Annotated in this window: 18 protein-coding genes; 8 read left to right on the forward strand and 10 right to left on the reverse strand. The window is 34.6% G+C overall.

The features are described 5' to 3' along the window. Window positions 1-38: 38 nt before the first annotated feature. The gene (locus M9C83_03460) at window positions 39-629 is read left to right on the forward strand and encodes a hypothetical protein (GenBank protein URQ67263.1); all 591 of its coding nucleotides are present in this window, start codon (window positions 39-41) and stop codon (window positions 627-629) included. Window positions 630-786: 157 nt separating this feature from the next. Here the strand turns inward: M9C83_03460 and M9C83_03465 are convergent, their stop codons facing one another. From M9C83_03465 to M9C83_03485, 5 genes are read right to left on the reverse strand one after another with little or no spacing between them, the layout of a single operon-like run. Further along, on the reverse strand, window positions 787-1,584 hold the full coding sequence (locus tag M9C83_03465; protein URQ67264.1) for an SDR family oxidoreductase: 798 nt from the start codon (window positions 1,582-1,584) through the stop codon (window positions 787-789). Between the two features lies 1 nt (window position 1,585). Continuing rightward, on the reverse strand, window positions 1,586-2,713 hold the full coding sequence (locus tag M9C83_03470) for a beta-lactamase family protein (protein ID URQ67265.1): 1,128 nt from the start codon (window positions 2,711-2,713) through the stop codon (window positions 1,586-1,588). A 28-nt stretch (window positions 2,714-2,741) separates the two neighbouring features. Continuing rightward, a complete protein-coding gene (locus M9C83_03475) occupies window positions 2,742-4,382 on the reverse strand; it encodes an alpha-amylase family glycosyl hydrolase (protein ID URQ67266.1) in 1,641 nt (546 codons plus the stop codon). Further along, window positions 4,375-5,250: a DUF3445 domain-containing protein gene (locus M9C83_03480; protein ID URQ67267.1), complete on the reverse strand. Its 876-nt coding sequence runs from the start codon at window positions 5,248-5,250 to the stop codon at window positions 4,375-4,377. Before M9C83_03480 ends, M9C83_03475 begins: the two co-directional genes overlap by 8 nt. A gap of 2 nt (window positions 5,251-5,252) precedes the next feature. Next, complete coding sequence (locus M9C83_03485) at window positions 5,253-7,277, reverse strand: M3 family metallopeptidase (protein ID URQ67268.1); 2,025 nt, start codon at window positions 7,275-7,277, stop codon at window positions 5,253-5,255. A 124-nt stretch (window positions 7,278-7,401) separates the two neighbouring features. On the opposite strand from M9C83_03485, the gene M9C83_03490 reads away from it, so the two are divergent. Then, complete coding sequence (locus M9C83_03490; protein ID URQ67269.1) at window positions 7,402-7,680, forward strand: hypothetical protein; 279 nt, start codon at window positions 7,402-7,404, stop codon at window positions 7,678-7,680. Further along, window positions 7,670-8,515: a VOC family protein gene (locus tag M9C83_03495; protein ID URQ67270.1), complete on the forward strand. Its 846-nt coding sequence runs from the start codon at window positions 7,670-7,672 to the stop codon at window positions 8,513-8,515. The genes M9C83_03490 and M9C83_03495 overlap by 11 nt, the downstream gene beginning before the upstream one ends. Here the strand turns inward: M9C83_03495 and M9C83_03500 are convergent. Further along, a complete protein-coding gene (locus M9C83_03500; GenBank protein URQ67271.1) occupies window positions 8,493-9,203 on the reverse strand; it encodes a TIGR02206 family membrane protein in 711 nt (236 codons plus the stop codon). The genes M9C83_03495 and M9C83_03500 overlap by 23 nt on opposite strands. A gap of 64 nt (window positions 9,204-9,267) precedes the next feature. Here M9C83_03500 and M9C83_03505 point away from each other — a divergent pair, with 64 nt between their 5' ends. From M9C83_03505 to M9C83_03525, 5 genes are read left to right on the forward strand one after another with little or no spacing between them, the layout of a single operon-like run. Continuing rightward, window positions 9,268-10,539: an MFS transporter gene (locus M9C83_03505; GenBank protein URQ67272.1), complete on the forward strand. Its 1,272-nt coding sequence runs from the start codon at window positions 9,268-9,270 to the stop codon at window positions 10,537-10,539. Next, window positions 10,532-10,855, forward strand: a complete 324-nt coding sequence (locus tag M9C83_03510; GenBank protein ID URQ67273.1) for a Rieske 2Fe-2S domain-containing protein — start codon at window positions 10,532-10,534, stop codon at window positions 10,853-10,855. Before M9C83_03505 ends, M9C83_03510 begins: the two co-directional genes overlap by 8 nt. A 10-nt stretch (window positions 10,856-10,865) precedes the next feature. After that, on the forward strand, window positions 10,866-11,696 hold the full coding sequence (locus M9C83_03515; GenBank protein URQ67274.1) for an enoyl-CoA hydratase-related protein: 831 nt from the start codon (window positions 10,866-10,868) through the stop codon (window positions 11,694-11,696). Further along, window positions 11,668-12,033, forward strand: coding sequence for a hypothetical protein (locus M9C83_03520; protein ID URQ67275.1), 366 nt, complete (start codon window positions 11,668-11,670; stop codon window positions 12,031-12,033). The genes M9C83_03515 and M9C83_03520 overlap by 29 nt, the downstream gene beginning before the upstream one ends. A gap of 48 nt (window positions 12,034-12,081) precedes the next feature. Beyond that, the gene (locus M9C83_03525) at window positions 12,082-12,570 is read left to right on the forward strand and encodes a cytochrome b/b6 domain-containing protein (protein ID URQ67276.1); all 489 of its coding nucleotides are present in this window, start codon (window positions 12,082-12,084) and stop codon (window positions 12,568-12,570) included. 25 nt (window positions 12,571-12,595) lie between these two features. Here M9C83_03525 and M9C83_03530 read toward each other — a convergent pair whose 3' ends face one another. Genes M9C83_03530 through M9C83_03545 form a run of 4 tightly spaced genes read right to left on the reverse strand, consistent with a single transcriptional unit; the run spans window position 12,596 to window position 16,363 of the window. Next, window positions 12,596-14,110, reverse strand: coding sequence for a bifunctional 3-(3-hydroxy-phenyl)propionate/3-hydroxycinnamic acid hydroxylase (locus tag M9C83_03530; protein URQ67277.1), 1,515 nt, complete (start codon window positions 14,108-14,110; stop codon window positions 12,596-12,598). Beyond that, window positions 14,110-15,033: a glutathione S-transferase family protein gene (locus M9C83_03535; protein ID URQ67278.1), complete on the reverse strand. Its 924-nt coding sequence runs from the start codon at window positions 15,031-15,033 to the stop codon at window positions 14,110-14,112. Before M9C83_03535 ends, M9C83_03530 begins: the two co-directional genes overlap by 1 nt. Before the next feature lie 18 nt (window positions 15,034-15,051). Beyond that, window positions 15,052-15,825, reverse strand: a complete 774-nt coding sequence (locus tag M9C83_03540) for an SDR family oxidoreductase (protein URQ67279.1) — start codon at window positions 15,823-15,825, stop codon at window positions 15,052-15,054. A gap of 16 nt (window positions 15,826-15,841) precedes the next feature. Then, window positions 15,842-16,363: a VOC family protein gene (locus tag M9C83_03545; protein URQ67280.1), complete on the reverse strand. Its 522-nt coding sequence runs from the start codon at window positions 16,361-16,363 to the stop codon at window positions 15,842-15,844. Between the last annotated feature and the right edge of the window lie 21 nt (window positions 16,364-16,384).

Genomic DNA, 16,384 nt, shown 5'->3' on the forward strand with positions numbered 1-16,384 from the left:
TAAGTGTTATAGTTGAGCAACACACTCGGGGTACTTGAATGAAAATAAAAAGAGATTGGTCAAATTCAGATATGAGGTCAGTAATGCGCGGAGAGGCTATGCATTATTTTTCAGGTGGTCAACATTATTATGTTTCAAAGGATTGGTACGTCTGGTTTCTTGGCAACTCAACAAGATATTCTATTTTTCATACCTTTCTTTGGAAATACGGAAATGGCGAAATGGTAAGTTATACAGATTTAACTAGAACGGAAAAGATAGGATCTCAAAGATTAAAAATAGACTCTATCAAAGCTACAATAAGAGAGGGCTTAAATCTAGGTTATATACAAGCATTTAAATCTGAAAAGGACAGAAGGGTAACTATGTATTCTTTCGATGAATCTATCTTACAAGAAGTAACAGATTATTGTTTTATGATGAGACGGAATCGCATGTGGGAGTTGGCATCATTTATCAGCCAAGGATCTACAGCAACTATTAATAAAGAACTTGCTAATGCAGGAATGAAGAAAGAGTGGTTTGATTCAATAAATAGCTTCATTTCTCTTTTAGCTGGAACAGCTAAAGCTGTTTTTGGCCAGGAACAGTTTCCTAATGTAATTGCAATAGATAAAAATAAAAGCTAAGAAATTAGCTGTAACTTTTAGTCTTTATTAATCTTGTACTTGTTCAAATTTTCTATAAATTGTTCCACTAATTGGTACAGTTTGAGTGGGCTCATTCTATAGATTTCACCCATCCCTTCCCAGGATATAGTCTTTATCTTGAGCCCGCTTTCTAAAATTAAGAATTCTCATTGAACATTGCCGTTCTACCGCCATCAACTACGATATCTTGGCAACTGACAAAACTACCTGCATCACTAGCTAGATAGAGTGCAGCTTCTGCTATATCTGATACTAGACCTGATCTTTTTAATGGTACTGCTTGAGCAAGATTACCTTCAAGTTTCTTTAATTTTCTTTCATTTTCTTCAGCACTGAGTGTATTAGATACTCCTGAGCCACCCCAGAAGATTGGTGTCGCAATAGCTCCTGGTGATATAGCATTTACTCTTATATTATCTTTTCCAAGTTCAACTCCAGACATTTTTGTGAAATGAGTAACACCTGCCTTTAAAGCAGAATATAAAGGATCCCCTTGTCTATATCTAATTCCTGCAATGCTTGAATTATTGATAATGCAACCTCCACCATTTTCCCTCATTGGACCAATGGCATATTTGGTGCCAAGAATGACACTAGCTAGAAGTAAATGAACCCCATAATCAATATCCTTTTGAGTCACATTCTCGAGGCCAGCTCCAACTGGCCCACCGGCATTATTAAAAAGAATATCCAACTTACCTAAGTTTTCAGTTGTAAAAGAAATTGCCTTTTTAATATCTTCTTCTTTTGTAACATCTGATAAGCAATAATAGGCATTTTCACCCAATTCTTTTGCTAATTTAGATCCTTTTTCTTCAGACCTACCTGAAATAATAACTTGTGCACCTTCTTCAATAAATAATCTAGCTGTCTCTGCTCCAATGCCACTGGTTCCGCCTGTAATAAGTGCTACTTTATTCTCTAGTCGAGCCATATTAATTTCCTCCTTTTAAACATCTATATGTTTCGTTTATGAGTTCTAGCGATCTTCCATCGGCTGCAAAATTATTTTTCATGTTATTCATGACATAAGAAATACCAATTTTGTTGATAGAATCTCCAAATCCACATGAACCTCCCCATCCGGAATGACCAAAAGAGCTTTCCTCTGGACCATATATTACTTTATGCATATTCATAATAAATCCTGAACCCCATCTTGTAACAACATCTAAAACTAAATCCCTATTGGTAATTCTTTCCTTTGTCATAGTATCGATTGTTAAATCTTCAAGAATTTTTTTTGATTCTTCATCAGTAACAACTAGGCTATAAAGCTTAGCAATACCCGAAGCGCAACCTTGACCATTGGCCGATGGTATTTCTGCAGATCTCCATGCTCTTGTATTTTGATGTTTAAGCAAATTAGGACCTCTTCCAGTTGCAATTTGAGCTTCATTCGGATGATTATTTGATTCATTACTCTCCTTTGCGAATGGAACCATTTCTGCGACTCTATATTCCTCTTCTTCAGGAAGACCGATATAGAAGTCAATATTGTTTGGATCGCCTATCTCACTTCTAAAATATTTGCCTAGAGATTTTCCGGAGACTCTTAAAATTAATTCAGACGTTAGCCAGCCGTAAGTCATGGAATGATATCCTGAAGCTGTTCCTGGCTCCCAAAGTGGTTTCATTAAAGCAAGTTCATTAGCCATTTTTTTTTGGTCGTAGTAGTCTTCGGCTTTTGTTGCCATAGAGCCACAAATACCGGCTTGATGAGAGAGAAGCATACCTACAGTAATTTCTTCCTTTCCGTTGCAGCCAAACTCGGGCCAGTATTCACAAACTTTCGCATCGTAGTCAATTAAGTTATTTTCGTAGGCATGAGCTAGAGTTATAGCAGCTACACCTTTAGTGGTTGACCATACGTTAGCTAAGGTATTTTGTTCCCATTCCTTTGTTTTCTCTTTGTTTGAGAAACCTCCCCATATATCAATTAGTGGCTCCCCATCTTTATAAACTGCAAAAGAAGATCCTATCTCTCTGTCTGTGTTATGTAAGTCATCAAACAATTCTTTTACTTTTAAAAATTTACCTTCACAAGTTCCCTTAACGTCCATTTCTCTCCTTTTTTTTAAAAAAAATATGTTACAGAATTTTCTTAAATTCTAAAATTTTATCTAAATCCTTTCTATCATTTCGTATATCTGAAATTATAATAAAACCATATCTATTAAACTCTATTTGATCTTTTTTGATCTTTATATTCGATGAAATATTACTATCAACACTTAGGTCACCTTTATCTATGAGGTAAGTATTTTCACTTAAATTAAATATACAAAGTGTTTTTGTATCTTGAGTCTCTCTATTAAATACAAGTAAGTCCTCGTGTTCATTTAAGAAATTATGCTTTCCTGCTAATAAAGCTGAGTCAGATTTTCTGAAAAAAATAAATTGTTTATAAAAATTTAAGATTGAATTCGATTCATTTTCCTGAAGACTTACCGATCTATTTTTCTGTTTTTCTTTTACTGGTAACCATGGAGATTTATTACTAAAACCTGCATTGATTTTTTGGTGATCCCATGTCATCGGTGTTCTGCACCCATCCCTACCTTTATTTTTTGGCCAAAATCTGATTCCTGGAGGGTCAGTTAATTCATCAAATTCTAATTCTGTCTCCACCTGACCGAGTTCCTCACCTTGATATAAACATGGAGTACCCGGCAGTGAAAGGAGTAAGGCGCAACTTAGCTTTGCAAAACTATCACTTTCATTTTTATCCCATCTTGAAAGATGTCTTGTAACGTCGTGATTTGAAAAACTCCAACAAGGCCAACTATCATAACCCTCACTATAAAATTCTTTGATGGTGTCTCTAAAGAATTTAGCTGAAAACTCTTTACCAAGAAGCTTAAAACTATAAGCCATATGAATCCTTGACTTTTTGGTATATTCCTTCATCAATTTGATCGCTCTATGTGAATCGCCAATCTCACCAATAGAAGCTTTCTCAGGATAACAATTTAATAAATTTCTAAATTTATTTAAAAATACTAAGTTCTCATCTTGATTGATAGCAAACAATTGATTTTGCATATAGTAAGGATTAACCGGAGGACTTTTGAAAGATAAAGGACTCTTCGGATTATTCCTCAATTTCTTATCATGGAAGTAATAATTAACTGTATCAAGCCTAAAACCATCTACACCTTTTTTTAGCCAAAATTCAACTTCTCCTAATAAGAAATCTTGAACCTCTTCATTGTGAAAATTAAAGTCAGGTTGGCTAGACAGGAAGTTATGAAGATAGTACTGTCCTCTAAGAGGTTCCCATTCCCATGCAGAGCCACCAAAGACAGATAACCAATTATTAGGTGGAGATCCGTCCTCATTAGCATCAGCCCATACATACCAGTCTGATTTTCTCGAAGATTTACTGCTTTTACTATCTATAAAAGCTTCATGCTTGTCTGAGCTATGTGAAAGAACTTGGTCAATGATGACTCTTATATTTTTTTTATGTGCCTCTTCAAGTAATTCATCAAAGTCATCCATATCACCAAACAAAGGGTCTACTTGAACATAGTTACTGACGTCATATCCCATATCCTTCATAGGTGACATAAAAAAAGGTGATAGCCAGATAGCATCGATACCTAGACTCGAAATATAATTAATTTTTTTTGTTATGCCTTTAAGGTCACCGACCCCATTATTAGAAGTGTCTAAATATGACCTAGGATAAATTTGATAGATAATTGCGTTTTTCCACCATTCATTCATTTTTTGATTTCAGCCAGTTTATAAGATTCTCTTCAAATGGTTCGATAACTTTATATGTTTTCATATCTTGCTCAAGATTTTGAATTGCTTGAATTAGATCAGAAATAGCTTTTTTATTATTAATTATGTCAGTTATGGGGTTAACGTGAACTCTTACCGCGAATAAAACTGCTCTTGAATAATCTAACCGTCTGATCGTTTGCCTTTCAACTCTTAAGAAAAGCTTGTCTGGTTGTGTGTTTTTGATTTCTACTAAACTCTTATTACCTACTGGTTGAAAAAGTTCAGGACTATCAAATATAGACCAATTATACCTTTCAAAGATTTTCTGATCAGGCAAGTTAGTAAATATGGTATTGACTCTTGAATCTATTTTATCTTTGTAACCAGGAACAGATCGATGAAGTTCTGAAAGAGATTGTTGAAATTTTTCTTTTAATGACCATCTAGTCGGCGCGCAAAGTGAAGCTGAATCAAGATAAAAGATATTTTCTTTTGGCTTCATGATGATCAGATCTTCTTGAATAAGAAGTGATGCCAATTCTAAAGGGTCTTGAAAATCATCATAATAATAAAGACGATTATTCCTTTTGGATTCGATGGAATCCGTCTTTATTTTATAAGAATCATTATGATGATTCTTAAGATGCTCTAACACGAGATCTAAAGCCTCTTTTTGAGTATCTTGCGAATCATGAGAAGTTACTAAAACTTCTTCTTTTTTTTCTGAGTATAATTTTTCTTTTAGAGCAATTTCTTCCGAAAAAAGATGATCTATTTCTAACCAAGAACTATCCTCGATCGGCCTTAAACCAATATCAACCCCACCTTTTCCATCCTTGAAGGGCAGGTGGACTAGGTTGTTCAAGATTAATTCAATCCTCTTTTTTTCAGAAGTGGTTCTATTTCGGGCTCCTTGCCTCTGAATCTAACATACTGAGTCATTAGATCATCTGTGTTACCCGCTGAATAGACATATTTTTTAAGTTTATCAGCAGTTTCTTTATCAAATAGTCCTTTGTCTTTAAAAGCTTCAAAAGCATCAGCTTCGAGTACCTCTGTCCATAAGTAACTGTAATATCCTGATGAATATCCGCCTGCGAATATGTGACCAAAATAAGTACTTCTATATCTCGTTTCAATTTCATCAATTAAACCTAGATCCTTTAAAGCCTGATCTTCAAATTTATCTATATCTGTGATTGTATTTTTATTTGTGTGGTAAGCCATGTCCAAATGAGCTGCAGCTACATATTCTGTTGTTGCGAAACCTTCATTGAATGTTCCGGCATCGGATATCTTGTCTAGCAATTCATCAGAAATGACCTCGCCTGTTTGATAATGTTTTGCAAAAGTTTTGATTACTTCTGGTTCTCTTGCCCAGTTTTCCATCATTTGTGAAGGAAATTCGACATAGTCTCTGGTTACGGAAGTTCCGGATAGACTTGGATATTGAGCATTTGATAGAAGGCCGTGTAGCCCATGACCAAATTCATGAAACAAAGTCTCGACTTGTTCAAAGGATAGAAGGGAAACGCCATCAGCATTTTCTGGAGGAAAATTGCATACATTAATAACAATGGGTATTACATCTCCGTCAAACTTACTTTGACTTCTAAAAGTACTCATCCATGCACCACCTCCTTTGTTCGGCCTCAATGTAAAGTCTGTATAAAAAATACCTATCACTTTATTATCAGAGTCCTCCACAACAAAAGAACGAATATTTTCACGGTATTTTGGCAAGTCATTTCTTTCACTAAAAGTTATACCAAACAATTTATTCGCAACATCAAAAGCACCCTCTAAGACCTTTTCTTCACTGAAGTATGGTTTGACCTCTTCCTCTTTAAAATCAAATTTCTCTTGTCTTAATTTTTCTGAGTAGTGCCACCAATCCCATGCTGCCAACTGAAAGTTAGCACCTTCCTCGGAAATTAACTCCTGCATTGCCTGAACTTCTCCCTTAGCTTTTTCGATACCAGGTTCCCAAACTGTTTGAAGAAGTTTGTTAACATTTTCGGGAGTCTTTGCCATGCTATTATCTAAGACATAGTCAGAATGACTGTCAAAACCGAGCATTGAAGCTTTTTCTTGCCTAAGCGCAATCATTTCAGCAATTATTTTTTTATTATCAAATTCGTTGTCATTATCTCCACGTTGTATATAAGAATTGTAAAGCTCTTCTCTAAGGTCTCTTTTGGTAGAGTATGTAAGGAAAGGGTACATGCTGACTCGAGTTGGTTTGAATACCCATTTACCTATTTCTCCTTCAGATTCAGCTAAAAGAGCAGCCTGTCTTATCTCTTCATCAGGTAGGCCATCAAGATCGTCTTCATTATCAATAACCATGCTATAAGAATTTGTTTCTTTAAGAACATTTTGATCGAATTGAACTGATAAAGAAGATAAAGAACTATTAATTTCAGTTAACCTATCCATTGAATTTTGATCAAGATTTGCCCCTGATCTTATGAATCTTTTATAAGTCTCTGCAACTAATCTAGCTTGCTCTACTGACAGACTAAGCGATTGCTTGTTTTCATAAATTTCCTTAATCCTCATGAAGAGTTTTTTATTTAAAAGAATTGAATCATTATGTGAAGATAATTTTGGACTTACTGTCCTCTGAAGAGAATCCATATCATCATCTGTATTAGATCCCTGAAGATTAAAAAAGACACTACTCACTTTGTCCAATGTTTTACCTGAACGTTCTAAAGCTTCTATGGTATTTTCAAACGTAGGTGCCTCAGTATTATTAGCAATAACATCTATTTCCTCTAGGTGCTCTTTCATCCCTTGAATGAAGGCGGGTTCGTAGTGAGAAAATTTAATTGCCTCAAAAGGAGGAATTTGAAAGGGGGTCTGGTATTCGTTTAGAAAGGGGTTCATAGAATTATCCTCATATGTACAACTAAAAATTAAAAGCAAAAGAAAAGGAACGTGCTTCTTTAACATGAGGTAATATTACTTAAATATCTTTTATTGTGAATAAATATTTTAGGGTATAAGAATTATGAAAAATCCTGCTTTTATTTTTTCTTTATTGAAACGTTTTGTAGGAATAATATTTTTAATTCTTAATTATCTTTGCTACGGGTTAATGGTAAAACTTGCAGCAGACTCTAGCTTGTCAGCATTTGAAAGAATAATCTATCCATCTCTAGTATATTTAATTAGCTGGATATTTGTCATTCTAGGTATTTATTTGGCTGGACCTGAGCTTGTTGCGAAGATCAAAGAGTTTTTTATATACATTAAAAATAAATTCTTGAGGAAAAAAAATGATAGATAGACTCGACCACTTAATAGTCTCTGTTAAAGACATTTCTGCTGCTGAAGAAAATTTTACTAAGTTTTTTGGAATAGAACCTGTTTGGAGGGGCGTACACTCTGAACTAGGAACTATAAATGCTATCTATAATTTTAGTAACACTTACTTCGAGATCTTAGCGGCAAAAGGAGAGGGAATTGGTGCAGAACTTGTAAAACAATCCATACAAGAAAAGGGTGAAGGATTAACCGGTCTAGTTCTGGGCAGCGATAATCTGCAAGATTGCGAAAATCAAATCTCAAAAAAACATTTTAAATCTACACCTATCTCAATTGGAGAAGGAATGGATTCTGATAGAGGTGATATAAGAAGATGGAAAAGTTTGTTTCTTCCAAATGAGCTGACACGCGGTATGTTTGTCTTTTTAATAGAACACACCGAAGGACATTTACCCTTACCTAATAAATTTCCAGATTCTTCCGTAAATAAGCTTGATCATGTTGTTATCAACACAAATGACCCTGATGGATTTATCGAGGTCTATCAAGACATATATGGAATAAGACTTGCATTGGATCAGACCGTAGAAAAATGGGGCGGTAGAATGCTCTTTTTTAGACTCAATAAAACTACTATAGAAGTCATAGCAAAAAAGGATGAAAATAAAATAGAAGATAAATTATGGGGTCTTGCATGGGATGTGGAAGATATCAGAAAAACTCATTCAAGACTTTGTAATGAAGGATTTGAAATAACCCCCGTAAAAGAGGGTAGAAAGCCCAATACACTTGTTGCTACTGTAAAGTCAGATGTCTACAACATACCAACTTTAATTATCCAACATCTCTCCTCTTAAATTTATCGTATATCCAATAGGGTGAGTAAATTATAAAGAATAAAACTGCTCCAATAATAATCAACAGAGGTATATGCAAAGGTGGTTCTGGAAAAAAGTCTAGAATACTCTCACCAATTGGTTTTGTGCCGAGATACCAATAATTTGCTGGAGGTCCTAAAAGCATATTTACTACATATATGATCGGTAGAATCGATAAAGACACATAAATCCCATTTTTAACAGAACTAAGAGTAGGTCGATTTTTTAAAGCTATGCAGGCATAGGCTATTGCAATTATTAAAAGCCCATGGCCTATAAAAAATAAGATAAATTGTGGGTCTGGAAAAGTTTTAGGAATATCAGGGGTGATTAATGCGTTAATTCCTCCTCCGATCCCCCAGAAAAAAGATACCTCAAAAAATATTCTTTTTTCCGTGAGTAAAAATATCCCAATAAACAATGTAGATAAATTGCACATATGAATAGGTATCAGTTTGATCCAGGGAAAATCCAACCCGTAGTGCCAAATAAATGGTTTAATTAACTCCAACGTAATAGCAGAGACTCCCAAGACCTTGGCAATTAATACTTTATTAACTAGATCGCTATTTTTTAAAAAAAAAGGAAGCAATAACGCCACAGCAAATATCAATAGTAATGTAACTAAGTGAGACTCCCCAAAGATCTCAAAAGGTTGCGCATTCATTTATTCAGTATAAAAATAAATTTACTTGTATGGTAGTTAAGAATTTCAACAATATAATGACAATATGGAAAAAAATTTAGTTAGTTTTTTGCCAACAATAGAAAAAAACGAAAAGATAATTCTGTTAAGAGCTTTCTTATTTTTCTTTTTCGTTTTAGCTTCTTGGTATGCATTGAGACCTGTAAGAAACGAACTAGCTGTTCAAGGAGGAATTTATAATCTACCCTGGCTATTGATGGGAGTTATGCTGGCTATGCTCATTATCAATCCCATTTATTCATGGTTGGTTTCTCGTATAAATCAAAATCGTTTAATTCTCTATATCTACTCTTTCTTCATTCTGAATTTAATCCTATTTTTAATATTATGGACATTTGCAGGAGAAGACGGTCGTATTTGGACAGGTAGAGCTTTCTATATCTGGGCAAATGTATACTCATTTTTCGTTGTATCTATTTTTTGGGTAACTATGATTAATTTCTTTTCGCTTACAGACGCAAAAAAATTCTTCGGTATTATCAGCGCAGGAGGTTCATTAGGTGCTTTTTTTGGATCTACTGTTGCAAGATATTTTTCAACTGAAATTTGTGGCAATACCTCTATTTCTGATTTAGGGCCTATGAGCTTGATAGTTTTTTCCATTTTTTCACTTCTTTTCGCTATTTTTTTTTCTAGGACATTCAAGCCTAGAGCATTAGATATGGACAATTCTCCAAAAGAGTTAGGTGGTTCTAGCTTTGAAGCAATTCAAAATATTATCAAAGATCCCGCCATAAGGAATATAGGTCTTTATGTCATATTATTCACTATGTTAATGACAACCTCTTGGATGATTTCTTTAGGAATTGTTGAGGAATGGTCAAAAGATCCATGTGAAAGGACTGGTTTTTTTGCAAGAATAGAGCAAATTGTTACTCCTTTAACTCTTTTAATGCAGCTCTTCCTTGCTTCCTATATCTTACGAAGAGTAGGTTCCTTAGCTGTGCTATCTATTTACGGTGTCTTGTTTGCCATTGCTTTCATGGCTTATGCTTTTTATCCAACCATTACAACTGTGATGATGGTTGTGATAAGTCTGAGAATATTTGAATATGGACTAAATAAGCCTACTAGAGAGTCAATCTACACAAAGCTAAAACAACAAGATAGATATAAATCAACGGTTTTCATAGATACGTTTCTTGCAAGATCTGGCGATGTCATTGGAGGATGGTTTGTAAGAGGTTTAGTTGGAACTGGAATAGCGGTGTTATCCGTCACATGGGCCGCATTACCTTTTGCATTATTTATCTCTTACATGGGTTTCCAAGTAAATAAGGCAGTTAATGATGAGTGATGAATTTATTAACGTCGCAGACATAACAGATATAGAAATTAATCAATCTCAATCTGTAGAATTAGAAGGAAAAGCTGTATTAATTTGTCATACAACCAAGGGAATATTTGCTGTAGAGGATAAATGCAGCCATGCAGATATTCCTCTTTGTGGAGGACAAATTATAGATAATTTCATAACTTGTCCTGTTCATGGGGCTGTATTTGATCTAACTGATGGATCTGTACAGTCACCTCCAGCCTTCGAAGATCTAGAAACTTTTGAAGTAAAAATTGAGGGCACTTCTATTAGTGTTAAAAAAAGTATTTCAGAGTAATATTAATTTTATGGATTATGAATTTATTGACTGTATTGAAATCGAGCCCTCAATAAGGCGTATTTTCTTAAATAGGCCTAATAAAAGAAATGCTCTTTGCAACCCATTAAGAAAAGAACTTTTCAATTGTTTAGAGGCTTTAGATAATGACTCTAAAGTAAAAGTTATCATCATATCTGGCAAGGGGTCATGTTTCTGCGCAGGATACGACCTTTCATATGATAACAGCAAAGATTTACCATACCATGCCAGTAAGACAGATGGGTTTTGGCCACGCCATGTAGTTGAAGGAGCCTTTAAGATATGGGATCTTTCAACACCCGTCATTGCAGAAGTGCATGGCTACTGTTTGGCAGGAGGAACAGAACTCGCAGCTTCATGTGATCTTGTTTATTGCTCAGATGATGCTGAAATAGGGTATCCAGTAGTTCGATCAATGAGCCCTCCAGATAATCAATTCTTTCCTTGGTTGTTGGGCATGAGAAACGCAATGGAGATGATGCTTACTGGAGAAACAATAACAGGAAAACAAGCAGCAGAAAATGGGTTTGCAAATAAGTCTTTCTCTGCTGACATTTTGTCAAAAGAGGTTGAAAAAATTGCAAGTAAAGTAGCAAAAGTGCCTTCGGACATACAGGCGATCAATAAAAGATCAATACATAGACAGATGGAGATTATGGGTATGAGAGATGGCATAAGGGTCGGTACAGAATTACAAGCTCTTGCTATGCACAGTAATTCCACTAAAGAACATCTCAAGGAGCTTTCATCAGGATTAAAAGAAGCATTGGATAAGAGAGACAAAGACTTTGGTGACTATAGGACAAAAAATAAAACATAAAATTCTGATAATTTTTGTGTGTATCATTTTAGGTTCCTGCTCTAATTCAACTCAACCAAATGGTGTTGAATGGAGTGGCCCACTTAATTTCATGCATGTTACAAAAGAAAAAATGGAAATGATTTATTCGGTTGATGTCACAGGACAAAAAGTTTTTCTGGATGGTTTCTACGAAGTCACTAAAAAAAATACTGATAAAGTCTTATTCCGTTTAAAAGTTGAAGAATTAGAGCTCGGAAATAGAGAGGACGGAAGAAGCTTTTGTAGAGTATGGGGTGAGATCGATGAAAGCCATATCCAAAGTTACTTGTTCGCTTTAGATTGTAAGCCAATCTAATAGATGAAATCTGATTTTTTAAAGTCCCAAAAAATAATTCATTGGATAATGGCTATCATTATTATGCTGGATCTTAATATCGCACAAAAATTTGGAGGAGAGATGGATATCTTGGATAGGCTGGAATCAAGGATTGATCACACTAGTGTCGGACTATTCATAACATTTCTTTTTTTATTGAGAGTCTTCTTAAGATATAAATATGGATCTCCGGGTTATCCCGACTCCATGCCTAGATGGCAAGTAATCTCAGCTAAAGTTGGTCATTACGGACTTTACTTCTTGATGGGTGGATTGATTGTTACCGGTTTGTTGACAGCAAGGTATGCAACTGACCCGATTCTTGCTTTTAATACGCTAAATCTAACAATGGGCAATGGGGATTTACAAATTTATAACGTAATTAGATTTTTTCATGAGGTTTTTACAAATTTAATAATAGCCTTTATCGCTATTCATATTTTTGCTTCTATGTATCATCATTTCATTGCAAAAGATTTAACAACTTTAAATATGATTAAATTTTGGAAGAATTGATTTAACCCCAACTAAATTTAGCCCATTAATTCATTATTCTCATTTTTAAGTCGTTGATAAGCATATCAATAGAAATATTTGAATTTGTAGATCCAAAAATATATCTATCAGGTCTAACTAGGAAGGCTGTATCCTTTTCCATAAAAGATTTCATCCAAGGATTTTTCTCAATATATTTCTTTTCAAGAATGACTAACTTACATTCTATTAAATCAAGAAATTCACATTGATCTTCAGAGATTTCCAAAGGAGATTTTGATATCAAAGAAAAGTTTTTCCCTAAAATATGATCCATTCTCTTTACAACTTCTTTATTGTAATACTCTACGGGTTGGGGAAAAATCTCTCCAGCATTCATTGACTGATCAGCCTTTCCACCAAAAAAAAGACCCTTCGTAAGATTAGGTAATATAAAAGATCCATAACCCTTCTGAACTAAATCCTGTGATACCTCCTCTGGAGTTTCTGCCTCAGCATAAGCTTCCATTAATTCTCCAATACCCGCAGAATTTTTCACAACAAATCTAGAATGCGGAATTCTCTCTATCTCGAAGCTATCGACTAAATTTGTATTTAACTTATTTTTAATTGATACCGCGATTTTCCAGGATAAGTTCACTGCATCTCTATAACCAGACATCATACCTTCTCCCATAAATGGAGGAGCTTGATGCGCGGCATCGCCTATTAAAAAGCAGTTACCTTTCTGAAAATTTTTAGCAATTACCGAATGGAACTGGTAAACAGCCTTTCTTATGATTTTATATTCTTCTGGCTGCAACCATTTAGCTATCAGCTCGTGAATGGTTTTGTCATCTAAGAAGCTTTCCTTATCTTCATGCTCATGAATAATGAATTCCCATCTTCGAAAAGGTAAGTGAGAAGGAACAAAAGTTGCAAGCCTTTCTTTGTCACAAACTTGTATTAACTTATCACCAAGTTTATCAGGCTCATTTAGTTCAACATCAATAACAATCCAATCACGATTATAATTTAAGTCCTCTTGAGAGATGCCTAGCTGTTTTCTTACAACACTTGATCCTCCATCAGAGCCTATTAAATATCTAGAAGTAAAATCTTTCTCTTCTTGATTATTTAAATTGATAGTTTTAAAACTTACAGATTCTTGATTTTGATCAAGACTTATGAATTCATGTTCTAACATAATTTCAACATTAGAATTTTCTAATTTTTTTCTTATATCACGATCTGTGTAGGGCTGATGAAATAGGCTTGATGCCGGCCAACCATTTGCTGATACAAAACCTTTTAAATCAATAGAACCACCAATAATTTCCAAATTCTTGTCAGAAAAGTAAGCACCTCCAAGAATAGTGCTATTTTTAAGGTAAATGTCCTCAATTCCAGCTAATTGCGACATTCTAAAACCTTGATCGCTTACAGTTACTGCTCTCGGAAGATTGTAAATATCTTTTTCTTTATCGATGCACAGGACTCTCATACCGTATGATTCTAAGAGAAGTGCGGCCATACTTCCGGCAGGTCCTATACCTATTATGGCTACATCAAAATGATTCACTAATTTAATGCACTTAGTTCCTTATGAAAGGATTTAAGAAATGGATTATTTTGAATGGCATAGTTTAGCTCTTTTATACCTTTTTGAAGGTTAGGATTGTTTTGATCTACTATTCCTTTGATGAAACTATCTCTTTGTTTGATTTTTTCATAGTAAGCATTGATGAATGGTTTTTTTTCAAGCAAAAGACCGTTCCAACCGCACTCATCTAGGCGATGAAGGATAACGGACCAACTTATATCTGCAAGAGAGAAATTGTTAGATGCAAGCCAATCTTTTTTACTTGATGACAGTTCAGTTTCTAACTCGCATAAATGCTTATTCAGTTGTTTAAAAGCAGATTTAATGAGATTTTGAATCGGTGGTAATTTTATGAAATTAAACCCAAATATTTTTAGCAGCAAAAAAATAAATACTCTCTGTTTCATTGGATGAGAAATTAATCCTTTCATAACTTCTAGGATAGAGACGTTTTTTAGCATAGTGGTAAAAAGTGGAAAGGTAAGGGGTCCAATCGTATTACCGGCATATTTTTCATGACCTTTTATTGGATTTCCAACCATCGACGCTTTATCTGTCCAATAATTTATTGATTCAACATCACCATCTTCAAGCGTATTTAAGTTTTCCTTACTATTGAATATGAATTTAATTTGTTCATGTGATTCGTATATAGGCCTGCCTTTATTGAGCAGGACAGGAACGGTTGCTCCTGGATTTATTTTTAAAAATGATTTTGAGGCCACTTCATATTTTCCTGTTTCAATCAGATCTATATGTTTTGAATCATATTTGAAACCTACTTCATGAAGACAAATTCTAACTTTCCTGGAACACAGTGAAAAATCATTATGATAAAGGGTCCATTCTGCTGAGGTTTGCTCGACTAGGAAATCTTGAAGGCCTACTTGCATCCTATGCATTTGTTTTAGAGCAAACTATTAGACAATAAGGTGATGTCCACCATCCATGAGCATTGTCTCACCCGTTACTACTTTTGATATTTCAATAAAGTTATATATACCTTCAGCAACTTGTTCTGGAGTAACGGTAAGTTTAAGTGGTGTAGTAGAAGTTAGATTCTCCTTAGCTGCATTATAAAGATCATCACCCATGCCTTTTCTTAGCCAATCTCCTTGAATAAAACCAGGGCAGATTGCATTGACTCTTATAGGACCGAGATTTCTGGCCATAGATTTCGTCATTGTATTTAGCGCACCTTTTGATGATGCATAGGCAAGAGAGCTACCAATGCCTTTTATCCCTGCAATTGAAGAGATATTCACAACACTTGGATTGTCACTTTTCATTAACATTTCTTTACAAGCCTTTACCATCTGGAAGGGCCCCACAACATTAACTTTGTAAATATGTAAAAAATCATCAGCATCTAAACCATCAAGATCGGCATGATTAAATACAAATTTTGTTGTTCCAGCATTATTTACAAGAGCGTCGATTCTTCCCCATTTTTCGATCGTTTGATTGACTGTTTCTACGCAATCATCATTCTCAGAAACATCTGCCGTTATGGCTAGAGCTTCGACTCCCAATCCCTCACATTCTTGGACTATATCATTTGCATCTTGAATAGTGCTTGTACATGTTATTGTCACATTCCACCCCTTTGAGGCGAGCAATTTTGCTGTAGCTGCTCCAACGCCTCTACTTCCACCAGTTATTATTGCTACTTTATTGGATGTTGCATTAGCCATATTTAAATCCCATCATTTATCTATTCACAAACTCTTTTGTACTTTCTTCTTTAAGTACAAAACCTGGTTTATCTTTGAATGTATTTTCTACCCATTTTAAGGCATCTTTTTCGTCTAACTCTGGATTCCATGGCTCACCTTGAGGTTGTTCTACATCCCAGGGAGTATCCAAAAATATCTCCATTCCATTATTTTCAGGATCATTAAAATAAAAGGATAGTGCATTTCCATGACATAAAGGCATGTATTCATGATTGATAGCATCAAATTTCTTTTTGAACTCTTTCAATTCTGAATATGTTTCAACTCTAAATGAAATGTGGTTCAAAGCAGTTGGAGTTCCTATATCTTCTCTACCTAGTACAAATGCTAATTGATGATGTTCATCTGGATCATAACTAATAAAGATTATCTCAGGACCATTTTCAAAGATTGGGCCACTGTCACTAACTTTAAAGCCCAAAGTATTTATATAAAAATCTAATATTTTTTCTTTATCTTTAATGTTAAGTACTGTGTGTGACCATCCTAGTTTCATCTCTTCACCAATTTTATTATC

The sequence above is a fragment of the SAR86 cluster bacterium genome, from assembly GCA_023703575.1.
GTDB lineage: Bacteria > Pseudomonadota > Gammaproteobacteria > Magnimaribacterales > Magnimaribacteraceae > Magnimaribacter.